Annotated in this window: 12 protein-coding genes and 1 pseudogene; 2 read left to right on the top strand and 11 right to left on the bottom strand. The window is 67.8% G+C overall.

Features of this window, described 5'->3' with window-relative positions; translation table 11 throughout:
- Position 1: 1 nt before the first annotated feature.
- Positions 2–790, top strand: a complete 789-nt coding sequence (locus AC1DYK_RS08930; protein WP_478165945.1) for a DUF1266 domain-containing protein — start codon at positions 2–4, stop codon at positions 788–790.
- A 162-nt stretch (positions 791–952) separates the two neighbouring features.
- Here AC1DYK_RS08930 and AC1DYK_RS08925 read toward each other — a convergent pair whose 3' ends face one another.
- The 5 genes and pseudogenes from AC1DYK_RS08925 to AC1DYK_RS08905 form a co-directional block, all read right to left on the bottom strand.
- Complete coding sequence (locus AC1DYK_RS08925) at positions 953–1873, bottom strand: DUF6999 family protein (protein ID WP_478165944.1); 921 nt, start codon at positions 1871–1873, stop codon at positions 953–955.
- A complete protein-coding gene (locus tag AC1DYK_RS08920) occupies positions 1857–3773 on the bottom strand; it encodes an iron-containing redox enzyme family protein (protein WP_478165943.1) in 1917 nt (638 codons plus the stop codon). The genes AC1DYK_RS08925 and AC1DYK_RS08920 overlap by 17 nt, the downstream gene beginning before the upstream one ends.
- A 3-nt stretch (positions 3774–3776) precedes the next feature.
- Positions 3777–4733, bottom strand: coding sequence for a fatty acid desaturase (locus AC1DYK_RS08915; protein WP_478165942.1), 957 nt, complete (start codon positions 4731–4733; stop codon positions 3777–3779).
- The gene (locus AC1DYK_RS08910; protein ID WP_478165941.1) at positions 4714–5487 is read right to left on the bottom strand and encodes a sterol desaturase family protein; all 774 of its coding nucleotides are present in this window, start codon (positions 5485–5487) and stop codon (positions 4714–4716) included. The genes AC1DYK_RS08915 and AC1DYK_RS08910 overlap by 20 nt, the downstream gene beginning before the upstream one ends.
- Before the next feature lie 85 nt (positions 5488–5572).
- A pseudogene (locus AC1DYK_RS08905) lies at positions 5573–5701 on the bottom strand (IS66 family transposase); the annotation flags it as partial.
- Between the two features lie 112 nt (positions 5702–5813).
- Here AC1DYK_RS08905 and AC1DYK_RS08900 point away from each other — a divergent pair.
- Entirely contained in the window at positions 5814–6029 is a 216-nt protein-coding gene (locus tag AC1DYK_RS08900) for a hypothetical protein (protein ID WP_478165940.1), read from the top strand.
- On the opposite strand, the gene AC1DYK_RS08895 is transcribed toward AC1DYK_RS08900, so the two are convergent.
- The 6 genes from AC1DYK_RS08895 to AC1DYK_RS08870 all read right to left on the bottom strand — a co-directional run.
- Positions 6026–6916, bottom strand: a complete 891-nt coding sequence (locus tag AC1DYK_RS08895; protein WP_478165939.1) for an NAD(P)-dependent oxidoreductase — start codon at positions 6914–6916, stop codon at positions 6026–6028. The genes AC1DYK_RS08900 and AC1DYK_RS08895 overlap by 4 nt on opposite strands.
- Positions 6917–6923: 7 nt before the next feature.
- Positions 6924–8372, bottom strand: coding sequence for an aldehyde dehydrogenase family protein (locus AC1DYK_RS08890; RefSeq protein ID WP_478165938.1), 1449 nt, complete (start codon positions 8370–8372; stop codon positions 6924–6926).
- Between the two features lie 10 nt (positions 8373–8382).
- Entirely contained in the window at positions 8383–9783 is a 1401-nt protein-coding gene (locus AC1DYK_RS08885; RefSeq protein WP_478165937.1) for an amidase, read from the bottom strand.
- 4 nt (positions 9784–9787) lie between these two features.
- Positions 9788–11281, bottom strand: a complete 1494-nt coding sequence (locus AC1DYK_RS08880; protein WP_478165936.1) for an ABC transporter substrate-binding protein — start codon at positions 11279–11281, stop codon at positions 9788–9790.
- Between the two features lie 29 nt (positions 11282–11310).
- Positions 11311–12144: an ATP-binding cassette domain-containing protein gene (locus AC1DYK_RS08875; RefSeq protein WP_478165935.1), complete on the bottom strand. Its 834-nt coding sequence runs from the start codon at positions 12142–12144 to the stop codon at positions 11311–11313.
- Positions 12145–12149: 5 nt separating this feature from the next.
- On the bottom strand, positions 12150–12437 hold a 288-nt coding region (locus AC1DYK_RS08870; RefSeq protein WP_478165934.1), incomplete at its 5' end, for an oligopeptide/dipeptide ABC transporter ATP-binding protein.

The following is a 12437-nucleotide window of genomic DNA, read 5'->3' as shown; positions in this document are numbered from 1 at the left end:
AATGGTCAGCTTCAACGGCATCAAAACCCTTTTCAAAGCCCTGTCGGGAAAGAAATACCGCAAGAATCCGCATGCCCCGGCCCTGAACGAAAGCGTGCGACTCGGGCTGCGCGCCGGCCTCATCAATTCCGAGCAGGTCATGGCTTTCAGCGACAGCTTGACGACAGGGCTGGGCAAGGATCGTGTTTCGGAGGGCCTGAGTTCAGCATGGTCGATCGAGAGCCGGGAAGACGCGCTCAACATGCTGAAATGGTTGAAGGACGGCGGTCATCAGGCCATTTACGCGTTGGCTTATCCGATCTTCGTCAGCGAAAATCCTCAGACTTGGCAGAGCGATGTCGCGACGGCGATCGGATCCAGCGCAAGGTATGCCGGCGCAAGCGAGGAAGTCCGCCAAGAAACTCAAGGCCGGGCCATCGAGATGATCGCCAACCTGGACTCGGTCTACCGGGTCATCGGCGACTCTGTCACGCCGCAGTATCTCCCCGAGCACTACGCTGCGGGGATCGCCGCCTGGGACCTTGGTCGCCTGGTCACCGTCGCCCGGCTCAGTTTCGACGCCGGATTCATCGATGCCGATGAATGTGGTGAGTACGTGCATTTCGCCGGGGTCGAGACCGCGAAGAGATTCGCCGCCTGGCCGAAGTTCGCCATGAGTTACATCATCGGCCGCGCCGTCTGGGGCGGCAACAACATGTCGCTCCAGGGGATCATCGCGATTGCCGACGATCTGTCAAAGGACGCGGACAGCCCCTGGGTCATCGCGAAGGGGCCCAGCCTGGGCCTGTAGCGCGCGGGATCGCCATCGCGATCCCAAAATGCGGCGTCGCCGCACTTGCCTTTGCGTACCATGCTGGGGTTTCACGCCGGAACCGCCGAAAAATCCGTCAGTGCGCTAGATGCATCGGCTGCGCCACCAGGCGCACGCCCGAGGCACGGTAGCAACCCCCACTCAAGATTCAATCGGCGCCGACACTGAGGCGCTGAGACATTCCGGCTCCCCGGCTTTCTGCGCCGCCTGCATCCGTTGGAGCAGGCTGTGCAGCATCTCGGTGGACAGCCCGTGGATCACCAGCCGATGTCCTGCCCGCAGGGTCGACAGGGGCACAAGCGGGTGCTTGTTGTTGACCAGGATCAGATGTTCGGGCGCCGCCAGGATCGTCGCCGTGTAGATGCCGATGGTTTCGTCCAGTTGCAGCGAATTGGCCGCGCGCCAGAAATCGTTGTCGGTGAGCATCAGCTGGTAGAGCGGCGTAAACAGTTCGATGGCGCTCTGCAGGTCGAGAAAATTCAGCCTGCCCCGTGGCATGTCTTCCAGGCGCAGCCCCGGTTCCCTGATCATCGAGAAATCGACCTTTTCCGCCTTGCAAAGCGCCACGCCCTTGTCGCGCAGCGCCTTGTTCAGCCGGATCACGAAGTTGAAGAGATTCAGGTCGTGTTTCAGGAACATCTCGTCCTTCAGCGCGTCGATGTCGGCCGGCTCCAGCGGGTTGGTGGACACCGGAACCGGCGAATTCCGCCCGATGAAGGCCAGCACCTGCGAGCCCAGGCAAAAGTGCCGAAGGATCAGCCAGTTGGCCTCCGGCGAGACGAAGCGCTTCAGCCCCCAGGCCAGGAACCGGTGCAGCAGCATCGAGTGCGACCAGTTGCGCGGCACGAACACCTTCACGATCTGGATCAGGATGATCGTCAGCCGCGCGATCGGCCGCAGGAACGGCAACAGGTATTGCCGCGAGCCCGAACTCGAATCGGCCAGCCATGCGGCCTTGACGTTGTCGGACAGCGGCGTGCTCTGGTCGAGATACAGCGCCAGCCAGGGACTGGGGTCGCGCTCGTCGTGCGCCTGCGTCAGGAAATCAGGTGTTCGATCCATGGGGCATTCGCTCCGTGATGTTCTGGAACTGCATCAGGTACAGGGCAGCCGTGTGGCGCGCGGTCTCGATGATCTGGCGGGCGGCGCGCGCCTGCCCTTCCACGGCCATCACCATCTCGACCGCCGCGAGCCAGCGGCTCAGGTGCTGCTCGTCGTTGTGGCCGTGGTATTCGAGAAAGCGGAAGGCATCGGGCGGCAGCTTCAGGCTGGCCTTCAGCAGCGGTAACAGCGCCGGCACGATGCGCTGGCCCGTACCCTCGATGATGTAGATCGCCCCAAGCAGGCCGATCGGGTCACGCGTGGCGGCCAGGCCGTGCAAATAGGCATTGAGCGCTTCGCCGCCGGGGTTGCGGCGCAGGTCTTCGATCTTTTCGACCGTGCCGCCGGCCTTGCGGTAGTCGCTAAAGAGGATGTTGAAGTCGTTCTGCTCCTCGCCTGCGTGCACGCCGATCAGCGAGGCCAGCATCAGGTATGGCTCGCTCAGCGAGGCAGCGCCTTCGCGCATCCACAGGCTGCCTTCACGCACCTGCGGCACCCACTGCTCCATCCAGTTCAGGTAGTCGGGCACGGCGAAGCGGCGCTCGCGGATCTGGCGGACGAGCGGCGTGCGCCAGACGCAGGAGCGGTAGTCGTGCCAGATGGCGGCCAGCTCTGTCAGCAAGGCGCCGAGGCCTTCGGGCGCTGCGGCCGGGTCGTGCGGCGGGGCGATCACCAGATCGTCGTCGGGCGCCGCCGCCGTGCGGGGAGCCAACGCCACGGGAGCCGCATCGGCCGCCTCGACTTCGAGCAGCATGTACGCCGCCATGAAGCGCCCCGACTCGGGCACGTAGCAGAAAATCTGCTCGCCAGGCTTCAGCGCCTTGGTATGCAGGAACTCGGCCAGCATCACGAGGATCGACGCCGCCCCCGTATTGCCGCGCCATGCGAGGTTGCTCCACCAGCGCTCGCGCGGTATCGACAGATCCGCCTTGGCCATCAGGTCCTCGACCACCGGGATGAACTTCTCCGACGAGTAGTGGCACAGGAAGTGATCGACCCGCTTCGGATCGACCCAGCCGTCGCGCACCAGCCCCGCGTACTCGTGGATGCCGATGTCGAACAGGTGCGGCAGCAGGCGGATGTCCTGCCGCAGCGACAAGGCGCCCGCCGCCTCGGCCTCGGCCCAGGAGCCGAAATCGAGATGCCCGCGCGCGCGGTCTTCGGTCAGGCCCAGCTGCATGCAGACCGGGTAGTCGCCCGAAAAGGCTCGCTGGTGCACCCACTTCAGCTTCAGGCGCAGCCCCGGCGCGCCGGCCAGCATGGGCGTGCCGTCAGACAGCAGCAAGGCGCCCGCGCCATCCGACAGCATCCAGCGCAGGAAATGGGAGTCGAAGTCGGTTTCATAACCGCGCGCCGCGAAGCGCGAGCGCTTGAAGAGGCGCGACGGCATCTCGCTCGCCACCGCCATCGCCGAGCGGTGCGCGCCCAGCTCGATGCCTTGCGCGGCGGCCTGAATCGCCGAAACGCCCGCCGCGCAGATGCCGTGCACCGAATGCGTTTCCATCGGCTGCGCCGCCAGTTCACCCTGGATCATGTTGGCGAAACCTGGCATCAGCGTGTCGCCGCCCGAGGAGCCGCTTGCCAGCAGCGACACGCGCGACAGCTCCGCCCCGCCCCGCCGCAGGCAGTCGCGGATCGCGCCGGCAGCCAGCTGCGCGTTGGTGTGCCGGGTCACACCCTCCGCGTCGATGGCGTAGTGCCGCGTGAGGATCCCGTTCTCCGTCAGGATGCGCCGCTTGATGCGCTCCGACATGCGATTGAGCGGCGCGATGTACGCGTCCATGCGGTCGTTGGGAATGGGCTCGCCCGGCATGAAGTAGCCGGCGCTTTCGAGGTAGACGCGTTGGAATGAGACGGGCATGGTTCAGGTGAAGGATGAATCGGGAGGCATCAGCGGGCGGCTGCGAAAACGCGGCCACACGGTCCCCAGCACGAACACGCGCACCATGTACGGCACCAGTCCACCCTCGTTGAGCACGGGGTCCACCAGCGCGCGGTAGCGCGTGCGATGCAGGTGGGTGAGCTCGGACCAATGGGCATGCGGCTTCTCGTGGTGCGCGGTATGCAGGCCGATGTTGAACAGCAAGGGGTTCACCAGCCCCTCGAAATTGCGGGCGTAGTTCAGCCGGCTACCGGGGGTATCGCCGGGCGCCTCCTCCCGCGCGGCCGTACGCACGGACTTGCGGCCATCTGCATGGGCGTGCTGCAGGTAGTTGGTTGCCAGCAGCCAGTGCAGCCCGTGCAACTGCGGCACGATCACGAAGACCAAGGCCTTGCGCCAGTCGAGCGCCAGCAGCACCGCCCAGCTGCCCAGCCACAGCGCGTACTGCTCCATGCAATAGCGCCATGCGCCGCGCCGGTGCTGCTGCAGCCGCGCGAGCCATGCGAAGAACACCGGCATCAGCACCCATACAGCCTGGAACGGATGCAGCAGATAGCCCCACAGGTGGTTGGTGTCGCCGCCGAAGCGGTAGGTGCGCGCCACATCCTTCGGCCCGTGCCGGTGGCGATGGTGGTTGGCCACGTGCGCTGGCCAGAACACGAAGGTCGGGTGGCCCTGCAGCAGCGTGATCCAGAAGTCCGTCAGCCGATTCATGCGCCGACTGCGCCACATGCGCAGGTGCACATGGTTGTGATGGATCACACCGATGCCGAGCGTCAGGAACAGCATCAGCCCGTACAGCAGCGCGTTGAAGCCGTGGAGCCATTGCCAGGCCGCCAGTGCGGGCAAGGCAGCGAGGTAGGCCAGGCTCTGCCAGTCGCGCCAGTGGCGCAACCCCGGCAGGCGACGGCGAGCGTCGTCAGGCCGTTGTTGCGCCATGCTTTTTTCGGAAAGCCTGAAGCACCGGCTCGGCCGCGTCGGCCGCGAGGCGCGTCCTGAACAGCCGGTCCATGAAGGTGAACTGGAAGCCGTAGTTGCCGTTGTGCACGGCATGGTGCAGATGGTGCCGGCGGCTCGCCGCGAACCAGTGGCTGTACGACACGCCCGTGAAGAAGTCGTAATTCGAATGCCCGATGCAGTTGAAGAGCAGGCTGAACACCGGCACCGCCGCCAGCGACCAGAAGCTGAAGTCGTGCACCACCATCGGCAGCAGGATCACGTTGCCGAGCATCAGCGCCTCGACGGGATGGAAGCTGTAGGTCGCCCACGGCGTGGTCACGAACGAGCGGTGGTGCGGCCCGTGAAAGCGCCGCAGCCAGCGCGTGTGCAGCAGCCGGTGGTTGATCCAGAAATGCACGTCGTTCCAGAGCGCGAGCACGAGGATCTCGACGACGATCTGCAGCCACGCCGCATCGCCGTCGAGCCGCGCCCAGCCCAGTTGCAGCAGCCCCCACGGAAACACCATGCCCAGCCCGAAGATCAGCACCGACTCCCCCGACTGCCTCAGCTCGCGCTGCAACTGCCCCGGCTGCAGCGGCCGCGGATCGAGTTCGCGCCCGACACCCAGGGCCGGCAGCAAGCGCTTCGTCACTAGCCACGTCAGGCCGCCGAAGCCGAGGTAGATGCCACCAAAAAAAAGAACGCCCCACAGCATGACCTGCGGGGCGGACAACGAAGTGAATGTCTGCGCCATCCCCCGAGGCTACAACAGAAGTGCGCCAGGGAGCCCGCCTCGATGCGGTCTTCCAGCTTGAGACGACGTCGCAAGCGGCGTAGTCATCACAGGTCAGCGTGCCGCTCCACCGGTCCAGGAACGCAACCGGATGGCGTGCAGCACGACTCACGCAGAAGTCGTAGATGACGCCGGGGCTCGGGTCGAAGGCGCCGCGCGCATACGCCCACACGTACGCCTTGCGCGTCTCTCACGTCCTCGCCTACACGCACCATCGGCTGACCACAGCCGCAGGTGGTGTCAGCCGGCTCGTTTCCATGGTGTCCACCTATTGGTGAAATGGACGCATGCTCCAGGGGCTGTCTGTCGCTTTCAAGATGGAATGCCCGGCAGCTTACGTGGATCGGGCCTGGAGCAGATGCCACGTCATCGAGGTGCGACCGTTGCTGCTGGAACTGGTGCATCAGATGGGCGCCGAGGATGCCGACACCACCGACGTCCAGCGCTATCGAAGCATGTGCGTGCTGGCGCTCAGCGAGATGCGCGTACCGGTGCGGCCCTAGCGCAGCGCCTCCACCAGATCCAGCACCATCCGGTCCGGCCCGAAGGTCTCGATGCCCTGCCCCAGCAGCTTTTCCACCGCCTGCGCGATGCCGTGGCTGGACGACGACTGCTCGGCCATGTCGTTGTAGTAGCCGAGGTCCTTCTTCGCGTTGGCCATCGAGAACTTCAGCGAGGCGGTGTCGCCGGTCAGCAGCTTGGGCTTGACCCGCTCCAGCGCCACGCCGTTGCCGCCGCCCTTGGCCAGCACGTCGACGAACACCTCGGGCGCGACGCCGGCGTGCTGGGCGCAGGCGGCCGCCTCGCACAGCAGCGCGACTGTGCCGAGCGACACGAAGTTGTGCAGCAGCTTCATCGCGTGGCCGGCGCCGATGCCGCCCACGTGCGTGATGTTCTCCGCAAAGCAGCGCAGCAGCGGCAGGCAGGAGGCCAGCACCTCGGCATCGCCGCCCACCAGCAGGTTGAGCCGGCCTTCGGCGGCTTCCTTCGCGGTCCGGGTCATCGGCGCATCGAGAAACTTGCCGCCCTTGGCCTGCACCGCCTGCGCGACCCTGGCGGTGGATGCGGGCACCGCGGTCGAGCAGTCGATCACCACCGTGCCGGGGCGCAGTGCCGCCAGCGCGCCCTGGTCGCCGAGCATCACGGCCTCGACCTGCGGCGTGCCGGTGACGCAGAGGATCAGCACATCGACCTGCGCCGCCAGCGCCGTCACGTCCGGCACCGCACGGGCACCGGCCGCGAGCAGCGCGTCCACGGGCTGGTTGCCGGGATGGTCGAGGATCGTGAGCTGGTGGCCGTGCTTGACGATGTTCTGGGCGATGCCGCTGCCCATCAGGCCCACGCCGACCAGGCCGACGCGCCGGGGTTGCGCTTGTTCGTTCGAGTTCATAGGTGCTTCATCCATGTTTGATGGCGATTGTCTTCAGGGTCGTGAAGCCTAGCAGGGCCTCGAAACCCTTCTCGCGGCCGAAGCCACTCGCCTTCACGCCGCCGAAGGGCAGCTCCACGCCGCCCGCCGCACCGTAATTGTTGATGAAGACCTGGCCGCAGTGCAGCTTGTGCGCCATGCGCAGCTGCCGGGCGCCGTCGCGGGTCCAGACGCCCGCCACCAGGCCGAAGTCGGTGCCGTTGGCCAGCCGCAGCGCCTCGGCCTCGTCGGCGAAGGGCATCACGGCCAGCACGGGGCCGAACACCTCGCGCTGCGCGATGTCGCTGTCCGCCGGCACGTCGCGGAACAGCACGGCCTCCTGGTAGTAGCCGCTGGCCGAGGCGTTCGCCGCCACCGTGCCCCGGGCGGCCACTTTCAGGCCCTGGGCCTCGGCCGTCGCGACCATGTCGCGCACCTGGCGGAACTGCTTCTCGTTGATCAGCGGCCCCATGTCGAGGTCGTCCGCGGGCGGCCCCGAGCGCACGGCCGTGAAGCGTTCGGCCAGCCGCCGCAGCACCTCCTCGTAGACCGTGCGCTCGACCAGCACCCGGCTGCCGGCCGAACAGGTCTGGCCGGCGTTCTGGATGATGGCGTTGACCAGCACGGGCACCGCCGCGTCGAGGTCGGCATCCGCGAACACGATCTGCGGCGACTTGCCGCCCAGCTCGAGCGTCACGGGGCAATGGCGCTCGGCGGCGGCGAGGCCGACGCTGCGGCCCGTGACGGTCGAGCCCGTGAACGAGATGTGGTCGACGCCCCGGTGCGCGCACAGCGCGGCGCCGGCCTCCCGGCCGTAGCCGGTGACCACGTTCAGCGCGCCGGCGGGAAAGCCCACCTCGCTGGCGATCTCCGCCAGCCGCAGCAGCGAGAGGCTGGCGTCCTCGGCCGGCTTGACCACGCAGGCATTGCCGGCCGCGAGCGAGGCGCCCACGCTGCGGCCCGCGATCTGCATCGGGTAGTTCCACGGAATGATGTGGCCGGTGACGCCGTGCGGGATGCGCACGGTCATCACGGTGTAGCCGCGCTCGTACGGCAGCGTGTCGCCGTGGAGCTTGTCGCAGGCGCCGGCGTAGTACTCCATGTAGCGCGCAAGCGCGGTGGCGTCGTTGCGCGCGACGCGCAGCGCCTTGCCGGTGTCGCGCGCCTCGAGCTGCGCCAGTTCCTCGTGGTGCTGCAGCACCGCGGCGCCCAGCTTGGCCAGCAGCCGGCCGCGCTCGAGCGCCGTCGTGCCGCCCCAGGGACCGTCGAAGTTCTCGCCCATCGCGCGGCGTGCCGAACGCACGGCCGCGTCCACGTCCGCCGCGGTGCCACGTGCGATCTGGCCGAAGCGCTGGCCATCGCTGGGATCGATCACGTCGATGGTTTCAGCGCTTTCGCCGGCCGCGCGGCGGCCGTCGATGTAGTGGGTTGCGTTCATGGGGAGTTTCTCAGTTCGGTTCGGGCCAGGGTTTCTGCGCTTCGCGTATCTGCTCGAAGGCGCGGCTGAACTGCAGCACGCCCAGGTCGTCGAAGCGGCGGCCCGCGATCTGCAGGCCGATCGGCAGGCCTTCGGCCGAGTAGCCGCAGTTGATCGATGCCGCGGGCTGCTCCGACATGTTGTAGGGCACCGTGAAGCCGATGTGTTCGAGCGACAGCAGCGGGTCGTTGGTCGGCGAGGCATGCTCCGCGGGCGCGGGCATGTTCGGCGACACCGGCGAGATCACGAAGTCGTAGGCCTTGGTGGCGGCGACCGTGGCCGCTCGCGTGGCGATGAACTGGCTGTAGGCGTCGAAGACATGCTCGCCCGAGAAACCGCTGGCGCTCTCGGCCCAGGCGTCGATGTAGGGCAGGATCTTCGCGCGCTTCTCGGCCGGCAAGGCGCGGATGTCGATCAGCGAGCGCATGCGCCAGAAGTGGTCCATGCCCTGCAGCATCTTGGGCGTCATGAAGGGCCTGATCTCTTCCACCTGCGCGCCGGCCGCCTCGATGCGCTTGGCGGCGCGGCGCACCGCTGCGGCGATCTGCGGGTCGAGCGGCAGGCCGCAGCCCGCGTCCATCTGCAGGGCCACACGCTTGCCGGCAAGGAACGAGGGGTCGACCTCGAAGGCCGTCCAGTCGATGGCTGCCGGCGGCAGTTCCGAATAGTCACGGTCGTCGGGCTGCGCGATCGACTGCATCATCAGCGCCGAGTCGGCCACCGTGCGCGTCATCGGCCCGGCGCAGCGGCCCATGTAGGGCGTGCCGAGCGGAATACGGCCGGCGCTGGGCTTGAGCGTGAAGATGCCGCACCAGCTGGCCGGCAGGCGCAGCGAGCCGCCGATGTCGGTGCCGACGTGCAGCGGCCCGTAGCCGGCGGCAGCGGCCGCACCGGCGCCCGCGCTGGAGCCGCCGGGCGTGCGCGACAGGTCCCAGGGATTGCGCGAGATCGCGTGAAAGGTCGAGAGGCCCGACGACAGCATGCCCAGGTCGGGCATCGTGGTCTTGGCGACGAGCACGGTGCCGTCTTCCTTGAGCCGCGCCGCGGGGGGCGAATCCTGTGGCATCGGCACCAGGTCGTAGGCCGCGGTGCCCAGCGGCATCGGGTCGCCCGCGGTCGCGAGGTTGTCCTTGAGCGTCACCGGCACGCCGTCGAGCGCGCCGCGCGGCGTGCCGGCTCGCCAGCGCGCTTCCGAGGCGCGCGCCTGTTCGAGCGCGCGTTCGGGACGGAAGAGCCAGGTGGCGTGCAGCTTCGGCTCGAGCGCCTCGATCCGCGCGTTGACCGAGCGCGTGACCTCGACCGGCGAGAGTTCCTTGCTGCGGTAGGCCGCGCCAAGCTCGGCCACGCTCAGCGCGTGCAGGGGCTGGGTCATCGCATCAGCTCCAGGAGATGGCCGCCAGGTCGTTCGCCACGATCGGCATGCTGGGCCACAGGCCCTTGACTTCCTTGCGCGCCACCGTGGGGAACACGGCCTGGAACAGGAAGCCGTTGACGGCGTCGGCCGCCAGCATCTTCTGAGCCTCGCCCAGCAGCGCGTTGCGCTTGCCGTCGTTGGCCTCGCCCTGGATCGACGCATACAGGTCGCGGAACTTCTTCGAGTCGTAGCCCCAGTAGTAGTCGGGCTCGGTGTACTTCACGAGGTCGAAGGGCTCGACGTGCGCCACGATGCTGAGGTCGAAGTCGTGGCCGCCGCCGAAGGTGCCGCTGAGCCACTGGGCCCACTCGACGTTCTGGATCTTGACGTTGATGCCGATGGCCGCGAGCTGCGCCGCGATCACTTCGCCGCCCTGCCGCGCATAGGAAGGCGGCGGCAGCGTCATGCGCAGTTCGAGCGGCGTCTTCACGCCGGCCTCGGCCAGCAGCTGCTTGGCCTTGGCGACGTCGAAGGGATTGACCGGGGTGGTGTCGACATAGCCCGGAGCGCCAATCGGGTAGTGGCTGCCGATGGGCTTGCCGAAGCCGTCGGCCGCGCCCTGGATGACCGCGTTGCGGTCCACCGCGGCCAGGATCGCGCGCCGCACGCGCACGTCGTCGAGCGGCTTGCGCTTGTTGTTGATCGCCAGGATCACCTTGCTGCGCGTGCCCACCTCGATCACCTGGAAGCGCGGGCTGCTCTTGAACTGGACCACGGAGCGGGTGCCGGCGCGCGGGAAGATGTCGATGTCGCCGGCCATCAGCGCCGCCGTCTGGGCGGCCGAATCGGACATGAACTTGAAGACGAACTTGTTGACCTTGGCCAGAGCCGGGTTGCGGTAGGCCGGCGACTTGACCAGGGTGCAGGCCGAGCCGCGCTGCCAGCTGTCGAGCCGGTACGGGCCGGTGCCCACGGGCTTGGTGGCATTGGTGTCGGCGCTCTTCGGCTCGACGATGCAGGCGGTGGCCTGGCCCAGCATGAACAGCAGGTCGGGGTTGGGTTGCGTGGTGCTGATGACGATCGTGTCGGCATCGGGCGTCTTGACGCTGATCTCGCTGAAGAAGCGCTTGTCCTTGTTGGTGCTCTTCTCGCCGGCGGCGCGCTCGAAGGCGAACTTGACCGTGGCGGCGTTGAAGGGTTCGCCGTTCTCGAACTTCACGCCCTTGTGCAGCTTGAAGGTGTGGGTCTTGAGGTCGGGCGAGACCGTCCAGCTCTCGGCCAGCATCGGCGTGACCGAGCCGTCGGGGTTGATCTTCGTGAGCGTCTCGAAGACGTTGTAGTGGACGATCTCCGCGATCGCCGAAGCGGCGGCCGTGGTCGGGTCCAGGCCCGGCGGTTCCAGCGGCATGCCGATGGTCAGCATGTTCTTGCCCGTCTGCGCCTGCGCGAGCGGGAGGAAGGCGCCCGGTATCGCCGCGGCCATGGCGGTGCCGATGAGGGTGCGTCGCTTCAACATTCGTGTGTCTCCTGAAAATGAGGGAACTGCTAGGGCGTCTGCAAGACGGCCGACAGCAGCGTGCGGGTGTAGGGGTGCTGCGCTTCGCGGAACAGATCGCCGGGCCTGCCCTGCTCCACGATCCGGCCCTTGAAGACGACCGCGACGTCGTCGCACAGGTGGTTGACCACCGCGAGGTCGTGGCTGATGAGCAGGTAGCTGATGCCGAACTGCTGCTGCAGGTCCTGCATGAGGTTGAGCACCTGGGCCTGCACCGAGACGTCGAGCGCGCTGACCGGCTCGTCGGCCACGATCAGCTTGGGGCGCGTGATCAGCGCCCGCGCGATCGCGATGCGCTGGCGCTGGCCGCCCGAGAACTCGTGCGGGTACTTGTCCAGGTCGGTGCTGCGCAGGCCGACGGCGGCGAGCGACTCGGCCGCGCGCTCGCGCTGCGCCTTGCGCGGCAATTCGGCCAATGCTTCCAGCGGCTCGGCGACGATGCATGCCACGGTCTGGCGCGGATCGAGCGAACCGTAGGGGTCCTGGAACACCATCTGGAAATCGCGCCGCGCGGTGCGCAGTTCGGTCTTCGACAGGGCATTCAGGTCGCGGCCCTCCAACTGCACGCTGCCGGAGGTCGGCGCGTCGAGCGCCATCACGAGGCGCGCGATGGTCGATTTGCCCGAGCCCGATTCGCCGACGATGCCGAGGCTGCGCCCGGGCTCGACGCTGAAGCTGACGCCGTTGAGCGCCTTGACCAGCGGCGGCGGTGCGAACAGCGTCTCGCGCGGCAGCGCATAGTGGCGCACGAGGTCGGTCACCTGCAGCAGCGCTGCGCTGTCTGCCGCGCCGGTCCGGGCCGTGGATGGGGGTGTGGGGTTCATGGCAGTCAGGCGTAGGCCGCGGCGCCTTGCGCCGTCACCTCGTCGAGCCGAAGGCAGCGCACGGCATGGCCGCTGGGCTGCACGGTCAACGGCGGCGGGGCAGCGCGACAGGCCTCCACGGTGAATCCGCAGCGCCCGGCAAAGGGACATCCCGGCGGCAGGTCCACCAGTTCGGGCACGCTGCCGCGGATGGTCGCGAGCTTGAGGCCGCGCGGGGCGCCCAGCGCCGGCCGGGCCGCGAACAGGCCGCGGGTGTAGGGGTGGGCGCGCTCGGCGAAGACCGCGGCGGTCGG

It is taken from the genome of Variovorax sp. P2_H12 (assembly GCF_056403395.1).
This window is presented reverse-complemented; position numbering and strand designations above follow the sequence as displayed.

What these genes read in the sequence shown, in the direction of transcription:
- AC1DYK_RS08930 (WP_478165945.1), top strand. Translation starts at nt 2, where the DNA reads ATGGTCAGCTTCAACGGCATCAAAACCCTTTTCAAAGCCCTGTCGGGA.
- AC1DYK_RS08925 (WP_478165944.1), bottom strand. Translation starts at nt 1,873, where the DNA reads ATGGATCGAACACCTGATTTCCTGACGCAGGCGCACGACGAGCGCGAC.
- AC1DYK_RS08920 (WP_478165943.1), bottom strand. Translation starts at nt 3,773, where the DNA reads ATGCCCGTCTCATTCCAACGCGTCTACCTCGAAAGCGCCGGCTACTTC.
- AC1DYK_RS08915 (WP_478165942.1), bottom strand. Translation starts at nt 4,733, where the DNA reads ATGGCGCAACAACGGCCTGACGACGCTCGCCGTCGCCTGCCGGGGTTG.
- AC1DYK_RS08910 (WP_478165941.1), bottom strand. Translation starts at nt 5,487, where the DNA reads ATGGCGCAGACATTCACTTCGTTGTCCGCCCCGCAGGTCATGCTGTGG.
- AC1DYK_RS08900 (WP_478165940.1), top strand. Translation starts at nt 5,814, where the DNA reads ATGCTCCAGGGGCTGTCTGTCGCTTTCAAGATGGAATGCCCGGCAGCT.
- AC1DYK_RS08895 (WP_478165939.1), bottom strand. Translation starts at nt 6,916, where the DNA reads ATGAACTCGAACGAACAAGCGCAACCCCGGCGCGTCGGCCTGGTCGGC.
- AC1DYK_RS08890 (WP_478165938.1), bottom strand. Translation starts at nt 8,372, where the DNA reads ATGAACGCAACCCACTACATCGACGGCCGCCGCGCGGCCGGCGAAAGC.
- AC1DYK_RS08885 (WP_478165937.1), bottom strand. Translation starts at nt 9,783, where the DNA reads ATGACCCAGCCCCTGCACGCGCTGAGCGTGGCCGAGCTTGGCGCGGCC.
- AC1DYK_RS08880 (WP_478165936.1), bottom strand. Translation starts at nt 11,281, where the DNA reads ATGTTGAAGCGACGCACCCTCATCGGCACCGCCATGGCCGCGGCGATA.
- AC1DYK_RS08875 (WP_478165935.1), bottom strand. Translation starts at nt 12,144, where the DNA reads ATGAACCCCACACCCCCATCCACGGCCCGGACCGGCGCGGCAGACAGC.